We start from the raw sequence: 14,815 nt of genomic DNA, 5'->3' as shown, positions 1-14,815 counted from the left end.
GCCCAGCACGCGGACCCGCGCCGCGTGTCGTGCCCGGCGGATTCCCGGGTTTGGCGCGCGTCAACCCGGGAACCGGCGGTTCGGCGGTGGTGCGGCCGGGTATCGACGGGGCGGGAGCGGGGCGGCTGCTCCACGACGTCCGGGAGGCGCCCTGAGCACCGTGGGTGTGGAGGAGGAGTTCCTCCTGGTCGACGCCGAGAGTCGTGCTGCGGTGCCGCTCGCGCGTGAGGTGTTGGCGCGGGTGGGTGGTCTGCCGGGTGGCGAGGTGCACGGGGAGCTGCACGCCACGCAGGTGGAGTTTGCCAGCGGCGTGTGCACGCGGGTCGACGAGCTGCGTGAGCAGCTGACCGGAGGACGTCGGCGGCTCGCGCGGGCGGCCCGGGACGTGGGTGCGCTGCTGGTGCCCGCCGGTGCGCCGGTGCTCGGGGGCGCGCCGCCGCCGCGTCTGGAGGACGAGCGGTTCGGCCGGATCACCGAGCTGTACCGCGGGCAGGTCGCGGACTACCAGTGCTGCGGGTGTCACGTGCACGTCGGCGTGCCCGACCGGGAGACCGCCGTGGCCGTGCTGAACCACCTGCGCCCTTGGCTGCCGACGCTGCTGGCGCTGTCGGTGAACTCGCCGTTCGCGCACGGCCGGGACACCGGGTTCGGCAGTTGGCGGATGGTCGAGCAGTCGCGCTTCCCCGGCTCGGGCGTGCCGCCGCGGTTCGCCTCGGCCGCCGCGTACGACGCCGCCGTGGACCGGCTGGTGGCGTGCGGGGTGGTCGTGGACCGGGGGATGAGCTTCTGGCTGGCCCGGCTCTCACCCCGGTACCCGACCGTGGAGGTCCGCGCCGCCGACACCGCCGCGACGGTCGACCGGGCGGTGGCGCAGGCGGTGCTGACGCGGGCGCTGGTGGACCGGGCCCTGGCCGACCTGGCGGAGGGCCGCGAGGGGCCGGACCTGGACGACCAGGTGCTGGCCGCCGCGGTGTGGACGGCGTCGAGGTACGGGCTGGACGGTCCCGGCGTCGACCCGTGGCGCGGTGTGCGAGTCCCCGCGACGGACCTCGTCGCGGCCCTGGCCCGACACGTCGGCATCACCCAGGTCGAAGCCGAGGACGGTGGCGCGCGGATGCAGCGGCGACTTGCGGCCGGCCCGGAATTGTCGGGGGTCCGTGGGACCATGGAAGCGGGGGCCGGAGGCCGCGCCCCAGGCGAAGCCGAGGTGGGCGGCAGCGGCTCGGAGAACCTGGTCGCGGTGGTGGACGCGCTGGCGGCGGCGTGCATCGGGGAACCGGAACCGGGTAACCCGCCGTCGTGACCCTGGCACTGGAGACCCCCGTGCTCCCGACCCCGCGCGGCCCCGTGTCCGCCGCGGTCGTGGACGCGCTGCGCGAGAACCCGCCGCCCGCCTCCCTGCCGCTGGAGCAGGCCCGCACCGCCGACCCGTACGGCGAGGACCTGCACCTGGCGCTGCACGTCTGCTACGAGTTGCACTACCGCGGCTTCCGGGACGTCTCGCCGGAGTGGGAGTGGGAACCGGAGCTGCTGCGGCTGCGCGCCGCCCTGGAGCAGGTGTTCCGCGCGGCCCTGGAGGACGACCTGGCCGACCGCGTGGACCTTGCCGAAGCCCTCGACGACCTGCTGGTGGAACCGGTCGACGGCACGGGCGTCAGCCACCACCTGCGCGACCGCGGCGAGTGGTGGCAGATGCGCGAGTACCTGGTCCACCGGTCGATCTACCACCTCAAGGAAGCCGACCCGCACGCGTGGGTGATCCCGCGCCTGTCCGGCCGGGCCAAGGCCGCCCTGGTGGCCGTCGAGTTCGACGAGTTCGGCGGCGGGCGCGGCGACCGGATGCACTCCCAGCTCTACGCGCGGCTGCTGGCCGGCGCGGGACTGGAGACCGGCTACCTGCACTACCTGGACCACGTCCCCGCGCCCATGCTGGCCACGGTCAACCTCATGTCGCTGTGCGGCCTGCACCAGGGCCTGCGCGGCGCGCTGGTCGGCCACTTCGCCGCCGCCGAGATCACCACCGCGCCCAGCGCCGCGCGCATGGCCAAGGCGCTGACCCGGATGAACGCCCACGCCGACTGCGTCGAGTTCTTCACCGAGCACATCGAGGCCGACGCGGTGCACGAGCAGGTCATGCGGCACGACGTGGTGGGCGACCTGGTGGCGCGGGAGCCGGGGCTCGCGCAGTCGGTCGTGTTCGGCATCCGGGCCACCGAGCTGCTGGAGCAGCGCCTCGCCGACCACCTGCTCGACGCGTGGCGAGCGGGACGCAGTTCGCTGCTGCGCGCGGTGTGAGGGGCCGGTCCAGCGGGTACGCCGAGGTGACACCGCCCGAAGGACCGCCATGACGAACATCGCCGAACAGCAGCCGACCCACCTCGTCCGCACGGACACGTCGCCGGACGGCGTCGCGGTGGCGGCGGTCGTCGGCGTGGTGGACATGGCGTCCTACCAGGAGTTGGCGAGCGCCCTCGGCGCGCTGGCGGAGAGCCGCCCGACGGGGCTGGTGCTCGACCTGCGCGGGGTGGCGTTCCTGGGCTCGATCGGCATCGCGGTGCTGGTCAACACCCAGCACGCGGCCCGGCGGCTCGGGGTCGCGTTCGCGGTGGTCGCGGACAACCGGAGCGTGCTGCGCCCGCTGCTGGCGGCTCGGGTCGAGCAGGTCCTGCCGGTGCACCCCGGCCTGGACGAGGCCCTGGCCGCCGTCCGGCTCGCCACGACCTGACCTTTCAGTCACCCGGTCGGGCAGGCAGTTCACCGGTCTGGGTGAGCCGTTCGGCGATGTCCCGCAACTTGGTGTTGGTGAGCTGGCTGGCCCGCGCCAGCACCGCGAACGCCTGGTCGGCGGTCAGCTTGTGGCGTTCCATCAGGATGCCCTTGGCCTGCCCGATCAGGTCCCGCGTGCGCACCGCCTCACCCAGGTGGTCGCGCTGCTGGGCGGTGGCCAGCGCGATCGCGGCGTGACCGGCGAACAGCCCGCCCACGTGCTCGGACTCCTCGTCGAACGCGTGCGTCCGCGCGGCGTAGAGGTTGAGCGCGCCCAGGTCGTCGTCCTGCACGAACAGCTGGAACGACAACATGCTCCCCACGTCGAGCTGCACCGCCCGCGCCGCGAACGCAGGCCAGCGCGGGTCCCGGGCGAGGTCGGGCACCGACACGACCTTCTCGTCGAACAACGCCCGCAGGCACGGCCCCTCGCCGACGTCGAACTGCGCCTGGTCCACCGCGCACGGCAGCTCACCGGTGGTGGCGACGGTCCGGACCTCCTGCCTGCCCAGCACCGTCATGATGCCCGCGTGCTCGGCCCCGGGCACGGTGCCGACGGCCGACCGCACGATCGCGTCCATCGTCTCCTGCTCACCGTTCTGGCCCTGGAGCATGCGCGCGATCCCGGTCAGGTGGGTGGCCAGATCCGGACCGGCTGCCGCGTGGTCGGCCATGACTGCACTCCGTCCTGTGGCGTGTCCTGGGTGGTTACCCACCACCGCCGGAACGCCAACGCCTATCGGGGCTCGCCCGGCCGGAGGACGGCGGCCAGGAGGCCGGGGAAGCGGTCGTCCAGGTCTTCCGCGCGCACTCGGGCGCGGCGGTGGCGGCCGTCGGCGGTGATGGTGATGACGCCCGCCTCGCGCAGGATCCGCCAGTGGTCGGACAGGGTGGGCACCGGCACGTCCAAGCCCTCCGCCAGGGCGTCGCACGTCGACTCCGGGGTGGCCTGGGCGCGGCGGACCAGCTCCAGGCGGACCGGGTCGCCCAGGGCGTGCAGGACCGTCGTGAGGGTCAGGGACGCCGGTGCGGGCTGCGGGATCGAGCGCACGCGGGCCACGTTAGCCCTGTTCGACAAGGGTCGTGACGGCCGAATCCCGCCGGCGACCGTCCCGGGTGGATCACCAGACTGGGGGTGTGGACGAGGAAATGCCCGCGCACCAGCGGATCGAGCCCGGCATCCTGTACTTCGGCACGCCGGTCGTGCTGGTCTCCAGCGAGAACGAGGACGGCACGCCCAACCTGGCCCCGATCTCGTCGGCGTTCTGGCTGGGCTGGCGCGCGGTGCTCGGCATCAGCGCCAAGTCGCAGACCACCCGCAACCTGCTGCGCACCGGCGAAGGCGTGCTCAACCTGCCCTCGGACGCGCTGGCCCCGGCGGTGGACCGGCTCGCGCTGACCACCGGCTCGGACCCCGTCCCGCCGGGCAAGCTGCGGCGCGGCTACTTCCACGTCGCCGACAAGTTCGGACGCGCCGGCCTGACCCCCGTCCCGTCCGAGACCGTCACGCCGCCGCGGGTCGCCGAGTGCCCGGTGGCGATGGAGGTGGTGGTCGAGGCGGTGCACCCGGTGGCGGAGGCCGACGAGAGCCAGCGGGGGTCGATCGTCGCCGTGGAGGTGCGGGTGCAGCGGGTGTTCGTGCACGAGGACATCCGGCTGGCCGGCACCGAGGACCACATCGACCCGGACGCCTGGCGCCCGCTGATCATGAGCTTCCAGAAGTTCTACGGCCTGGGCCCGCAGGTGCACCCCTCGACCCTGGCGTCCATCCCGGAGCGCCTCTACCGGGGCCCGGACATCGACCGGGCGAGGGCCGTCCCGACCAGGGTGTGATCAGCAGGGGCAGTCCGAGGCGGACTCCGCACGGCGTTCCAGCAGTACGGTGTCGCGCCACACGCCGTAGTGCTGCGCGATGCGCTCGCGAACGCCGACCGTGCGGAAGCCCGCCGAGTGGTGCAGGGCGATGCTGGCGCGGTTCTCGGGGAAGATCGCGGTCTGCAACGTCCACAGGCCGGCGGTGTCGGCGGCGGTGACCTGCTTGTGCAGCAACGCCTTGCCGACACCCCGCCCGCGCGCCCCCTCGCCGACGTAGACGGAGGTCTCGGCGACGCCGGCGTAGCACTCGCGGGCCGAGACCGGGGTGGCGGCGGCCCACCCGGCGACCGCGCCGTCGACCTCGGCGACCCAGCGGTGGTCGGGCAGCCACTTCGCGTCCAGCGTGCGGCGGCTGGGGGTCTCGGTCTCGAAGGTGGCGTTGCGGGTGGCGATGCCCTCGCCGTAGATGCGCCGCACGTCGGTCCAGTCGTCCTCGGTCATCGCGCGGACGGTGACGTCGGCGGGCAGGTCGGTCGGGCAGCACGGGCGGGTCACCACGGTGCCCATGACGGCGTCGGCGGCGTGCGGCAGGCCGGTGCAGCACGCCGGGTTGACCGACACGAGCGTCTGGGTGCCCTCCTTGCGCAGCCGCACGAACCCGGTGTCGGCGAGCTTGCGCAGGTGGTGCGAGCAGGTGGGCTGGCTGACGCCGATCGCCTCGGCCAACGGGCCCACCGCGATCTCGCCGGGGTGGACGGCGACGGCGTGCAGCAGGCGCACCCGGGTCGGGTCGGCGAGGCACGCGAACCACCGGGCGTAGGTCGTCGCGTCCTCGACCGGGAGGCCGGTGGTCGGCGTCAGCGTCGTCATGCCGCCCATCATAGCCGGCGCTCGATCGACGTCCGTCGATGGTGGTGACGTGGATCACGACGTGTCACGACAGGTCGGGGCCGTGGTGTCTGGAGGTCGAACAAGCACACGGCAACGGAGGAAGTCCCATGAGCAAGGTCTGGTTCGTCACCGGTTCGTCCCGCGGTCTGGGCCGCTGCTTCGTCGAGGCCGCCCTGTCCCGCGGCGACAAGGTGGCCGCCACCGCCCGCAGCACGGCGAGCTTCGGTGAGCTGGTCGCGACCTACGGCGACGCCGTGCTGCCCCTGGCGGTGGACGTGACCGACAAGGCCGCCGTCTTCGAGGCCGTGCGGAAGGCGCACGAGCACTTCGGCCGGCTCGACGTCGTGGTCAACAACGCCGGGTACGCGCAGATCGGCGCGGTCGAGGAGCTGTCCGAGCAGGAGCTGCGCGACCAGCTGGAGACCAACCTGTTCGGCGCGGTGTGGGTCATCCAGGCCGTCCTGCCGCACCTGCGCGAGCAGGGGTCGGGGCACATCGTCCAGCTGTCGTCGGCGGCCGGGCTCATCGCGATGCCGCTCGGCGGCGCGTACCACGTGTCCAAGTGGGCCGTGGAGGCGCTGAACGAGTCCCTGGCCCAGGAGGTGGCCGACTTCGGCATCAAGGTGACCGTGGTCGAGCCCGGCGGGTTCGCCACCCGCGACGGCAAGAACCCCGACCCGCTGGCCAACGGCCACATGTCCCGGACCCGCCCGGAGTACGACGGTCTGCGCGCCCGCCTGGGTGCGATCGCGGGCAAGCAGCCCGCCGGCGACCCGCTCGCCGCCGCGCAGGCCCTGCTCAAGCTCGTGGACTCGGACAACCCGCCGCTGAGGGTGCTGTTCGGGCAGGGCTTCTACTCGATGATCCAGCAGGCCTACGCGGACCGGCTCAAGACGTGGGCGGACTGGCAGGACCTGTCGGCGGAGGCCCACGGGAGCAAGTGAACCCCCGTGGGCCTCCGGACTGGTCCTTACACGTACGGGACCGCGTAGGCGTGGCTCATGTCGGAGTTGTGCTTCGACGTCGAGCCGCGCGAGTCGGTGAGGCCCACGGCGGTGCCCTGCACGGCCCCCGTTTCACCGGACAGCCACTGCACCAGCACGTAGGTGTTGAAGCGGGGGATGCAGCCGGAGTCGGTGCGGACCGGGAAGTCCGGCTTGTTCAGCGGCACGTAGATGTGGTGGACCCAGTAGGGCACGGTCTTGGTGACGGTGGCCGACGAGTCGGTGTGGCAGAGGGTGCCGTCCGCCTTCCACTGGTTGACGAACAGCGTGAACCGGGCGGTGGACGACCCCGTCTTGTCGCAGGTGACGCCGGGGTGGCACACCATGTACTCGGTGTCGCCGAACACGCTCAGACCGGTGAAACCGGGTGCGGTGGTGAAGAACGGGATCGACGGCTCGCGCACGATCGGGGTCGTGGCGTCGACGTGGAGCAGTCCGGGCGGGACGCTGGCCTGGATCGGCTCACCGGAGGTGGTGCCGTCGACCGAGGTGTCGGCGAACCGCAGCGAGCCGCTGACCAGCCGGACCGTGGAGTCGGCGTACCCCAGCGACGCGGTCCGGATGTAGGTGGTGCAGGTCAGGACGCCGGCCACGCCGGGGTGCACCAGGTAGCGCGTGGTCAGGGAGATGTCCTCCCACTGCGGGCTGCCGCTGCCCTGCTGGTAGACGTTCTGGCCCACCACCATGTTCTTGCTGCCGCCGGCCCACTTGCACACGACCTCGTTGTCCACCAGGGTGCGGACGGTCGCGCTGTTGGCCCGCAGCACCGACACCACGTACACGGTCTGGGTGGCGGAGACGGTGAGGGAGACCGAGCCGAGCGCGACGACGTTCTGGTCGCTGGAGCCGTCCGTGGGCACCCCCGGTCCCAACACGGTCTGCGGGGTGAAGCTGACGCTGGTGGCGGCGGTGGCCTCCGGTGCGGCGACCCCGAGCAGTGCCAGGGAGATCGCCGCGATCAAGACCTTGCGGAGACCTCCTCGGCGCTGCCCCGACTTCGTGCGGTGTGTTCCTTCCACGCTGACCCCTTCGTGCGCGATTGGCCCAACCAGCGCGCTCGTGATTGGCGCTGACGCCGGGCAACTCCGGACACCTAGCCTTTGACGGACCGCACAACCCGCGATGGAGTCCCCGTGTCCTACCCACCCGCCCGCTACCTCGCCGACCAGGGTGAGTTCAGCGCCGTGTTCCGCCCGGCCACCACCCCGCCCGACCTCACCATCGGTGTGAAGTCGCGCGTGGGCCACCTGGCGACCGGCGCCACCACCGAGGGGCAGTTCGGCCTGTACCGCTGGGACATGGCCGCGATCCCGAACGGCCCCGGCGCGCACTTCCACAAGACCTTCTCGGAGTCCTTCTTCGTGCTGGAAGGCACCGTGTCGCTGTTCGACGGCGACCGGTGGATCGACGCCACCCCGGGCGACTTCCTGTACGTGCCACCGGGTGGCGTCCACGCTTTCAGCAACAACTCCGCCGCGCCGGCGTCGATGCTCGTCCTGTTCACGCCCGGCGCGCCGCGTGAGGCGTACTTCGAGGAGTTGGCGGACATCGTGGCGTCGGGCCGGCAGTTGACGCCCGAGGAGTGGACGCGCCTGTACGCCGAGCACGACCAGTACGAGGCCTGACCGGCCGTGCTCGGCGGTTTTCCGCCTACAGGCGTTGCCAGAGGGACGGCACGTTCGGCGGTTCCCAGCCGGCCAGTGACGTGTGGGCCTGGATGCAGCGGTAGGCCGCGCCGCCGTAGGTGACCTGCGCACCCGTCGGGTACGCCACCCCCGCCGCCCACGGGCCGCTCGGCGGCAGGGTGGTGGTCGTGGTGGGTGGTGTGGTCGTCGGCGGGGTCGTGGTGGTGGTCGGGCCGGGGCCTTGGTCGACCTGGAGGTCGACGCAGTTGTAGAAGGCCATCGCGGTGTCGGCGATGTTCCACACCGCGAGCAGCTTGATGCGACCGGTGCGCCCGCCCAGGCTGACGTCGTGCTTGACGGTCCGGCCCGGCTGGCGGCCGTGGTCGTTGAACTCGGCGATCTTGCTGCCGCCGACGAAGTACTGCCACGTGGTCGTGGCGTGGTTGGCGGTGATCAGCCAGTTGAACGAGACCGTGTCGCCGACCGACGCGGCGGGCCACGGCTTGCTGTCGTCGTTCAGCGGTGCCCAGCGGGCGTCGCCGCCGTGGCAGTTGTACTGGCCCTTCAGGCCTTCCACGCTGGCCGGCTCGTAGATGATGTCCCCGCAGTTGGGCACCTTGCCGGCGGCGCAGTTCGCCTGCCGGCTGGGCGGGGAGGTGATGTAGCCGTGGGCGCTGGCCGGTCCGGCCGTCACGACCACCAGGAAGGGCGCGACGCCGACGCCGGCCAAGACCGCCGCGAGCTTGCGTGTGAACCTCATCCGTGCAGCTCCTGTTCGCCTGGATCCCCAGGGGGTCTCCCCGGGCAGGGTCCGAATCCGCGGCGACCGTTTCGGCAAGTGGTCTAGACCATATTCGGGACCCGACCGGGGCGTCAAGGAGGCACTCGACCTGCTCCGACCGGGCGTGTCGGGTGGGGTTCAGAGGGTGGCGAGCAGGGCGGCGAGTGGGCGCGGCACCCGGTCCGGAGGGATCGCCTCGGTCAGCAGGCGGGCGTAGCGGAGCTTGCGCCGCGCACCCGCGCCGAGGAAGCGGCGCAGCTGCGCGGTCTCGTCCTTGCCCCGCCAGGCGGGCTGGCGCTGGATCTTGCGGAACGCCGCGAGGTCCCCGTTCTCGGCGAGGACTTCGGCGGTCAGCTCGGGGCCGGCGGCGCGGAGGAGTTCGTCCTCCAGGTCCTCGACGCACACGAAGAACCCCAGCTCTTCCAACTCCGCCCGCGAGCCAGGCGCCCCCAGCCCGGCCATCGCCAGGGCCCTCTGGACGACGTGCGCCTCACCGGCGTCGCACAACCCGACCAGCCGCGCCCCCTGCGGCCCGAACCGCCGCAGGTACCGGGCGGTGCCATGCGCACCCCCGACCGGCAACACGACGACGTGCTCGGCGGCCAGGTCACGGCCGTGCCGGGCGGCCAGGGTCTCGACGGCGATCTGATCACTCACCCCTTCGACCAACACCACCACCCGGGCACCCTCGGCCCGCACCAACGCCGCAACGGTGGCCTCGGTCGCGGCAGCGGGCCCGCTCACGTACCCCGCCAACACATCGTCACCGTCCGCCCGCACCAGTCCACTGTCCTCGACCCCCGCACGCGACCGCCACCCGGTTTTGTCACAAACGGCGAGCCTGTGGCGTCTTGTGGGCGACCTACCCCTGACGGACGAGGAGTCCAGACATGGCAGAACACCGGACCGTGGCGCTGATCACCGGGGCGAACAAGGGCATCGGCCGGGCGACCGCCGAGCAGCTCGCCGCCCTCGGCCTCACCGTCGTGATCGGGGCACGGGACGCCGGGCGCGGCGAAGAGACCGCCGAAGCCCTGCGCGCGTCGGGTGGTGATGTGCACGCGGTGGTCCTGGACGTCACCGATCCGGCGACCGTGGCCGACGCGGCGAAGTGGGTCGAAGAGCGTTTCGGTCACCTGGACGTGTTGGTCAACAACGCGGCCATCACCGGATCGGGGCAGGTCTCGCCGTTGGCCGCCCTCGACCAGGTGCCGAGCACCGTCGACGTGGACATGGTCCGGCGGGTGTTCGAGACCAACGTGTTCGGGGTGATCACGGTGACCAACGCCCTCCTGCCGTTGCTGCGTCGGTCGCCGGCACCGCGCGTGGTCAACCTCAGCAGCGCCGCCGGGTCGCTGTCCATCGCCGCCGACCCGGACGGCCCGCTCGCGGGGCTTCCGGCGTCCGCCGCCTACACGCCCTCCAAGGCCGCGCTCAACGCCCTGACCGTCCAGTACGCCAACGAACTGCGCAAGGAGGGCGTCCTGGTCAACCTCGCCGACCCGGGCTACGTCGACACGGACATCAACGACCACAACGGACACTTGACCCCCGCTCAAGGTGCGGCCGTGGTGGTGCGGCTGGCCACGCTGCCCGCGGACGGCCCCACCGGCGGGTTCTTCAACGCGGACGGCCCCGTGCCCTGGTGACCCTCCCGAACATCGCCGAAAGCCGCTACCCGGCGTATCGGGTCTAGTACGCTCGGCAGCAATCCACAGCGCGTGGGAGGTGCACAGTGGACGGTCGACCGAGCCCTGAGCAGCGGCTCCAGCAGTACCGGCAGGCTCTGGAGGAGGAAGACGCCGACCTGGGGCAGCTCCCGCCCGACAACGGCGAGCACGTCGGCAGATCGCCGGACGACGTGGTCGCGGTGACGGTCGCGGCGGGTCGGGTCACCGCCGTGGCGCTGCGGCCGTCGCCGGCGCAGGTCGCGGTGTCCGAACTGGAGCGCCACCTCGCCCTCGCGGCCAACGACGCGCTGGCCAGGGCGCGCGCGGTGGCGCCGACCGCCGAGGACCCCGTGCCCGACCTGGACGCCCTGGTGGGGCGGCTGGCGGAGGTGGGCGAGCAGAGCAGCGCGTTCCTGCGCCGGGTCGGCACGGCCGTGGACGAGGTCATCACCAAGGTCGGGCAGCGGACCGGCATGCACGGCGACCCGTCGCCCACCGGCGTGGACGCGCTGTTCGCCGAGGCCGCCGAGGTGCTGCGGACCGCCCGCGACTCGCTCGGCGGCCTGACCGGCGCGCAGGTCACGGCCACCGGGTCCGACGAGGACCACGAGGTCTGGGTGACGTTCGGGACCAACGGCACGGTGTCCACAGTGGAGCTGTCGCATGCGGTGCCCGGCATGACCAACCGCCAGTTCAACGACCGCGCCCGCCAAGCGCTCGACAACGCGCTGAAGGACTGGACCGCCCAGCGCCGCGCCAACCCGCCCGGTCCGTCCACGGCGGACCTCGGTCGCCTGACCGCGCAGGCCGAGTCGTTGCGCACGCAGAGCATGGACCAGTTGCGCGGCTACACCACCAAGCTCCGTTCCATCATGGGCAGCATCGGCGAGCCGTAGGCAAGGGGGAGAAGTGTCCGGACACCTGAACGTCTCGGGTGAGGCCATCGGCCGGTCGGGGGACCAGCTCACCGGCACGGCCGAGCGCCTGACCGGCGAGATCGCCTCCTTCCGCGCGAGCCTCGCCTCCTACGGCAACCCTTTCGGCGGCGACGACCTGGGCTCCGCGATGCAGATGGTCTACGACGTCATCTCCGAGGCCGCGATGGAGAGCTTCGAGGACAACGCCGCCGTGATGACCGAGACCGGCGGCAAGCTCGTGGAGATGGGCGCCGAATACGTCAACGTCGAGCAGGCCAACCACAGCCTGTTCACCTCGCTGGGAGGGGACGGCACCCGGTGACCACCGGGATCATGCTGCCCGCGGAGCTGTCGGGCCTGCTCAACACCCTGGGCTTCTCGTGGCCGGAGGGCGACGAGGGCAAGATCTTCGACATGGCGGGGGAGTGGATCGCCTTCGGCGACCGCCTCGGCGGGTCGGTGGGCGAGGCGCACGGCCAGGCCGAAGCCGTGTGGACGCAGAACCAGGCCGAGGCCGTCGAGCGGTTCAAGTCCTTCTGGGACGGTCCGGACGCGCCCAAGAAGAACCTCGACGACGGTGCCACGGCGGCGGCGATGGTCGGCGCGGGCCTGTACGTGTGCGCGGGCGCGCTGGTGGCGTTGAAGGTCGCGGTCATCGCGCAGCTCGTGGTGCTGGCCATCGAGATCGCCCAGGCCATCGCGACCGCCGTGGCGACCTTCGGCGCGTCGCTGCTGGAGATCCCGATCTTCCGGCAGATCACCAAGCTGCTGCTGGACCAGGCCCTGGACATCGCGATCAACGCGGTCCTCAATGGCTAGGCGCGGCGGCGGGGCCGGGATCTTCAAGCCGATCCTGAACTGGCTGCGCAAGGGCAAGCGCGCCGGCGGCCACGGCGGACCACATCGGCCGCACCACGCACCCGGCACCCCCGGACCGCACACCACACCCCGGTACCCCCGGCAGAAACCCATGCTGGACAAGTACCGGCACGAGACCGACCCGCACCACCCGAACAACCCGTTCCCCGGCCGGCAGGTCGCGCGCCTGGACGACGCCCAGCGCGAGGCGCACCGCGTGTTCATCGACGGCCAGGGCAACCTGCGCCGAGCCCGCGACGGCTCCCTGTACGACACCCAGCAGGGCACGTCGGCGTGGGGCGGCGGGCGGGCGATCTTCGTCATGGACGGCCGCGGCAACATCTACGCGTCCAACCACCACGCGCCCGGCCAGTTCCACCACTCGTCCCTGGCGGGCGGCCACCCCGTCGCGGCGGCGGGCGAGCTGTCGGTCAGCAACGGCCGCATCAACTACGCCACCGCCGCGAGCGGCCACTACCAGCCGGGCCCGGAGCACATGGCGAACCTGGCCCAGGAGTTCGGCCGCAACGGCATCCGCCCGCCGATCTGGGATTTCCGGGGCCCGCACCCCGGCGGCCGCCCCCTGTTCGCCTGATGTTGTGAGGAACCCATGACCATTGAACACCGCGCCGAGCTCAACGCCGTGGTCTACGGCCTGTTCCGGGCACCGAGCCTGGACCGGGAGGTCGCGGCGAGCATGGTGGAGGCCATGATCGCGCGCGAGTACTTCATCGACGGCCCCGAGGCCTACGAGAAGGCCATCGCCCAGGCCCTCGCCCAGCCCGACCCGGTGACCGCGGAGCTGGAGCCGCCGTACGGGGAGGCCGAGGTGAGGGCGTTCCTCAAGCTGGTGCACGAGGAACTGGTGCGCACGAAGCCCTGGCACTGACGCCCTACTGCGCCCGCGGTAGTCCGCTCCTCCACTGCACCATCGGCGGCAGCCGCGATTGTCTGCGTGCGGGGAACGACCGGAGCACTGAGCGGCGACATGATCAACGCATCACATCGTTGATGTCGTTGAAAGGGAGGACCCCATGTCCCACCTCGCCACCACCGCCCAGTTCCTGGCCCAGTCGACCGACTCCTACACCCTGACCCCCGGCCGCGCGTGGTCGTTGGTCGGGATGGGGTTCGGGTTGATCGGCCTGGTCGTGGGGATCGTGTCCCGGGTGCGCAAGGCCGGCGGCTCCCGAACCGCTTTCACGTCCTTGGGGACGGGCGCGATCGGCCTGGCCCTGGGGGTGTACGTCGTCACGGCGGCCAAGGGCGGTCCGGGCACCGGGTACGGGATCGTCGGCGGCGTCTTCTCGGTCCTGATCGGCGTGGCCGCACTCGGCCTGGGCTGGCTCACCCTGTCACGCTCCCGGCGCGCCGCCGTACGCGGCTAAGCAGTGTCGAGCGAGCCACCTCGCGCAGGCCTCGCACTAAACCCAGCTCCGGCGCGCGCAGCGCGCTTCTCCGCGGTGGTGACCACCACAGGTGGAGGGCCTCGGTTCCCCCGCCGTATGGCCTGCCCGAAGGGCTACCACAGATCGCCCCGGGTGCAGCCGAAAATTTTGCGAGGAACGAGCAAAAATTTCAGCGGCACCCGGGGCGATCTGTGGTTGGCTCCGCCAGGCCATACGGCGGGGGAACCGACGCCCTTCACCCCCCGCTGGCGGCCTGCCGCGCGGCGAGCGCCGCTTGTGAGCTTTTCATCTTTTCATCTTTTGATCTTGAGACGCCCGCGACACGGTCGGGTGGTCCGACTTGTCAGGCAAGTAGCCACTTGCCTATGGTGGCGGTGTGGAGGAGGAGCTGTTCAAGGCCCTGGCCGACGCCAACCGTCGGCGCATCCTCGACGAGCTGGTGGAACGCGACGGCCAGACGCTGTTCGAGATCTGCGCCCGGCTGGTGTCCAAGCACCAGCTCGGCCTGACCCGGCAGGCGGTCAGCCAGCACCTCGCCGTGCTGGAGGCCGCCGGGCTGGTCCGGTCGCGTCGCGAAGGCCGCTACAAGTTCCACGACCTCGACACCCGACCGCTTGAGCACATCGTGACGCGGTGGCTCAGGCCGCAACCGCCGGAGGGCACCCCATGAGGATCCACCTGACCAGCGTCTTCGTCGACGACCAGGCCAAGGCGCACGCGTTCTACACCGACGTGCTCGGCTTCGTGACCAAGCACGACGTCCCGCTGGGCACCGACCGCTGGCTGACCGTGGTCTCGCCCGAGGAACCCGACGGCACCGAGCTCCTGCTCGAACCGAGCAGCCACCCCGCCGTCAAGCCCTACAAGGACGCCCTGGTCGAGGACGGCATCCCGGCCGCGTCCTTCGCCGTGACCGACCTCCAGGCCGAGTACGACCGGCTGACCGGGCTCGGCGTGCGGTTCACCCAGCAGCCGCTGGAGTCCGGTCCGGTCGTCACGGCCGTGCTGGACGACACGTGCGGCAACCTGATCCAGCTGCTGCAGTACAAGTGAGCCGCGGCCCCGGTGTGCGCACACCG

21 protein-coding genes are annotated in these 14,815 nt (G+C 72.0%); 15 read left to right on the top strand and 6 right to left on the bottom strand.

Annotated elements, in window-relative coordinates:
* The first annotated feature begins 151 nt into the window (after positions 1-151).
* From DFJ66_RS04760 to DFJ66_RS04750, 3 genes are read left to right on the top strand one after another with little or no spacing between them, the layout of a single operon-like run.
* On the top strand, positions 152-1,303 hold the full coding sequence (locus DFJ66_RS04760) for a carboxylate-amine ligase (RefSeq protein WP_121230670.1): 1,152 nt from the start codon (positions 152-154) through the stop codon (positions 1,301-1,303).
* Entirely contained in the window at positions 1,300-2,295 is a 996-nt protein-coding gene (locus DFJ66_RS04755) for an iron-containing redox enzyme family protein (RefSeq protein WP_121218297.1), read from the top strand. The genes DFJ66_RS04760 and DFJ66_RS04755 overlap by 4 nt, the downstream gene beginning before the upstream one ends.
* A 49-nt stretch (positions 2,296-2,344) precedes the next feature.
* A complete protein-coding gene (locus DFJ66_RS04750) occupies positions 2,345-2,725 on the top strand; it encodes an STAS domain-containing protein (protein ID WP_121218295.1) in 381 nt (126 codons plus the stop codon).
* 4 nt (positions 2,726-2,729) lie between these two features.
* On the opposite strand, the gene DFJ66_RS04745 is transcribed toward DFJ66_RS04750, so the two are convergent.
* Both DFJ66_RS04745 and DFJ66_RS04740 read right to left on the bottom strand, forming a co-directional pair.
* The gene (locus DFJ66_RS04745) at positions 2,730-3,440 is read right to left on the bottom strand and encodes a GAF and ANTAR domain-containing protein (RefSeq protein ID WP_121218293.1); all 711 of its coding nucleotides are present in this window, start codon (positions 3,438-3,440) and stop codon (positions 2,730-2,732) included.
* A 62-nt stretch (positions 3,441-3,502) separates the two neighbouring features.
* Positions 3,503-3,817, bottom strand: a complete 315-nt coding sequence (locus DFJ66_RS04740; RefSeq protein ID WP_121218291.1) for an ArsR/SmtB family transcription factor — start codon at positions 3,815-3,817, stop codon at positions 3,503-3,505.
* Positions 3,818-3,915: 98 nt separating this feature from the next.
* On the opposite strand from DFJ66_RS04740, the gene DFJ66_RS04735 reads away from it, so the two are divergent.
* Positions 3,916-4,599 carry a flavin reductase family protein gene (locus DFJ66_RS04735; RefSeq protein WP_121230668.1) on the top strand — a complete coding sequence of 228 codons (684 nt, stop codon included), beginning with the start codon at positions 3,916-3,918 and terminating at the stop codon, positions 4,597-4,599.
* On the opposite strand, the gene DFJ66_RS04730 is transcribed toward DFJ66_RS04735, so the two are convergent.
* Positions 4,600-5,451: a helix-turn-helix domain-containing GNAT family N-acetyltransferase gene (locus tag DFJ66_RS04730; protein WP_121230666.1), complete on the bottom strand. Its 852-nt coding sequence runs from the start codon at positions 5,449-5,451 to the stop codon at positions 4,600-4,602.
* Between the two features lie 128 nt (positions 5,452-5,579).
* Between DFJ66_RS04730 and DFJ66_RS04725 the strand changes: the two genes are divergently transcribed.
* The gene (locus DFJ66_RS04725) at positions 5,580-6,416 is read left to right on the top strand and encodes an SDR family NAD(P)-dependent oxidoreductase (RefSeq protein WP_121218289.1); all 837 of its coding nucleotides are present in this window, start codon (positions 5,580-5,582) and stop codon (positions 6,414-6,416) included.
* Between the two features lie 26 nt (positions 6,417-6,442).
* On the opposite strand, the gene DFJ66_RS04720 is transcribed toward DFJ66_RS04725, so the two are convergent.
* Entirely contained in the window at positions 6,443-7,495 is a 1,053-nt protein-coding gene (locus tag DFJ66_RS04720; RefSeq protein ID WP_147459174.1) for a hypothetical protein, read from the bottom strand.
* Positions 7,496-7,609: 114 nt separating this feature from the next.
* Here DFJ66_RS04720 and DFJ66_RS04715 point away from each other — a divergent pair, with 114 nt between their 5' ends.
* Positions 7,610-8,101 (top strand): cupin domain-containing protein, encoded by a 492-nt coding sequence (locus DFJ66_RS04715; RefSeq protein ID WP_121218285.1) that lies wholly within the window; start codon positions 7,610-7,612, stop codon positions 8,099-8,101.
* A gap of 25 nt (positions 8,102-8,126) precedes the next feature.
* Here the strand turns inward: DFJ66_RS04715 and DFJ66_RS04710 are convergent, their stop codons facing one another.
* Together DFJ66_RS04710 and DFJ66_RS04705 are read right to left on the bottom strand one after the other, a co-directional pair.
* Positions 8,127-8,861 carry a lytic polysaccharide monooxygenase gene (locus DFJ66_RS04710; RefSeq protein WP_121218282.1) on the bottom strand — a complete coding sequence of 245 codons (735 nt, stop codon included), beginning with the start codon at positions 8,859-8,861 and terminating at the stop codon, positions 8,127-8,129.
* A gap of 159 nt (positions 8,862-9,020) precedes the next feature.
* On the bottom strand, positions 9,021-9,662 hold the full coding sequence (locus tag DFJ66_RS04705; protein ID WP_211350972.1) for a TOPRIM nucleotidyl transferase/hydrolase domain-containing protein: 642 nt from the start codon (positions 9,660-9,662) through the stop codon (positions 9,021-9,023).
* A 110-nt stretch (positions 9,663-9,772) separates the two neighbouring features.
* On the opposite strand from DFJ66_RS04705, the gene DFJ66_RS04700 reads away from it, so the two are divergent.
* The 9 genes from DFJ66_RS04700 to DFJ66_RS04660 all read left to right on the top strand — a co-directional run bounded on the left by DFJ66_RS04700 (position 9,773) and on the right by DFJ66_RS04660 (position 14,789).
* On the top strand, positions 9,773-10,531 hold the full coding sequence (locus DFJ66_RS04700; protein ID WP_121218280.1) for an SDR family oxidoreductase: 759 nt from the start codon (positions 9,773-9,775) through the stop codon (positions 10,529-10,531).
* Between the two features lie 86 nt (positions 10,532-10,617).
* On the top strand, positions 10,618-11,448 hold the full coding sequence (locus DFJ66_RS04695; protein WP_121218278.1) for a hypothetical protein: 831 nt from the start codon (positions 10,618-10,620) through the stop codon (positions 11,446-11,448).
* Positions 11,449-11,461: 13 nt separating this feature from the next.
* Positions 11,462-11,791 carry a hypothetical protein gene (locus DFJ66_RS04690; RefSeq protein ID WP_121218276.1) on the top strand — a complete coding sequence of 110 codons (330 nt, stop codon included), beginning with the start codon at positions 11,462-11,464 and terminating at the stop codon, positions 11,789-11,791.
* Positions 11,788-12,288 carry a WXG100-like domain-containing protein gene (locus tag DFJ66_RS04685; protein ID WP_121218274.1) on the top strand — a complete coding sequence of 167 codons (501 nt, stop codon included), beginning with the start codon at positions 11,788-11,790 and terminating at the stop codon, positions 12,286-12,288. Before DFJ66_RS04690 ends, DFJ66_RS04685 begins: the two co-directional genes overlap by 4 nt.
* Positions 12,281-12,922: a hypothetical protein gene (locus DFJ66_RS04680; protein ID WP_121218272.1), complete on the top strand. Its 642-nt coding sequence runs from the start codon at positions 12,281-12,283 to the stop codon at positions 12,920-12,922. Before DFJ66_RS04685 ends, DFJ66_RS04680 begins: the two co-directional genes overlap by 8 nt.
* A 15-nt stretch (positions 12,923-12,937) precedes the next feature.
* Positions 12,938-13,216: a hypothetical protein gene (locus DFJ66_RS04675; RefSeq protein ID WP_121218270.1), complete on the top strand. Its 279-nt coding sequence runs from the start codon at positions 12,938-12,940 to the stop codon at positions 13,214-13,216.
* 145 nt (positions 13,217-13,361) lie between these two features.
* Positions 13,362-13,715 (top strand): DUF6223 family protein, encoded by a 354-nt coding sequence (locus tag DFJ66_RS04670; protein WP_121218268.1) that lies wholly within the window; start codon positions 13,362-13,364, stop codon positions 13,713-13,715.
* Positions 13,716-14,112: 397 nt separating this feature from the next.
* Positions 14,113-14,406 carry an ArsR/SmtB family transcription factor gene (locus tag DFJ66_RS04665; RefSeq protein ID WP_121218266.1) on the top strand — a complete coding sequence of 98 codons (294 nt, stop codon included), beginning with the start codon at positions 14,113-14,115 and terminating at the stop codon, positions 14,404-14,406.
* Complete coding sequence (locus DFJ66_RS04660) at positions 14,403-14,789, top strand: VOC family protein (RefSeq protein ID WP_121218264.1); 387 nt, start codon at positions 14,403-14,405, stop codon at positions 14,787-14,789. Before DFJ66_RS04665 ends, DFJ66_RS04660 begins: the two co-directional genes overlap by 4 nt.
* Positions 14,790-14,815 lie beyond the last annotated feature (26 nt).

The sequence above is a fragment of the Saccharothrix variisporea genome (assembly GCF_003634995.1).
GTDB classification, from domain to species: Bacteria; Actinomycetota; Actinomycetes; order Mycobacteriales; family Pseudonocardiaceae; genus Actinosynnema; species Actinosynnema variisporeum.
The sequence above is the reverse complement of the archived record's forward strand: the minus strand, read 5'-3'. Positions and strand labels throughout refer to the sequence as shown.

What these genes read in the sequence shown, in the direction of transcription:
- DFJ66_RS04750 (WP_121218295.1), top strand. Translation starts at nt 2,345, where the DNA reads ATGACGAACATCGCCGAACAGCAGCCGACCCACCTCGTCCGCACGGAC.
- DFJ66_RS04745 (WP_121218293.1), bottom strand. Translation starts at nt 3,440, where the DNA reads ATGGCCGACCACGCGGCAGCCGGTCCGGATCTGGCCACCCACCTGACC.
- DFJ66_RS04735 (WP_121230668.1), top strand. Translation starts at nt 3,916, where the DNA reads ATGCCCGCGCACCAGCGGATCGAGCCCGGCATCCTGTACTTCGGCACG.
- DFJ66_RS04730 (WP_121230666.1), bottom strand. Translation starts at nt 5,451, where the DNA reads ATGACGACGCTGACGCCGACCACCGGCCTCCCGGTCGAGGACGCGACG.
- DFJ66_RS04725 (WP_121218289.1), top strand. Translation starts at nt 5,580, where the DNA reads ATGAGCAAGGTCTGGTTCGTCACCGGTTCGTCCCGCGGTCTGGGCCGC.
- DFJ66_RS04710 (WP_121218282.1), bottom strand. Translation starts at nt 8,861, where the DNA reads ATGAGGTTCACACGCAAGCTCGCGGCGGTCTTGGCCGGCGTCGGCGTC.
- DFJ66_RS04700 (WP_121218280.1), top strand. Translation starts at nt 9,773, where the DNA reads ATGGCAGAACACCGGACCGTGGCGCTGATCACCGGGGCGAACAAGGGC.
- DFJ66_RS04680 (WP_121218272.1), top strand. Translation starts at nt 12,281, where the DNA reads ATGGCTAGGCGCGGCGGCGGGGCCGGGATCTTCAAGCCGATCCTGAAC.
- DFJ66_RS04675 (WP_121218270.1), top strand. Translation starts at nt 12,938, where the DNA reads ATGACCATTGAACACCGCGCCGAGCTCAACGCCGTGGTCTACGGCCTG.
- DFJ66_RS04670 (WP_121218268.1), top strand. Translation starts at nt 13,362, where the DNA reads ATGTCCCACCTCGCCACCACCGCCCAGTTCCTGGCCCAGTCGACCGAC.
- DFJ66_RS04660 (WP_121218264.1), top strand. Translation starts at nt 14,403, where the DNA reads ATGAGGATCCACCTGACCAGCGTCTTCGTCGACGACCAGGCCAAGGCG.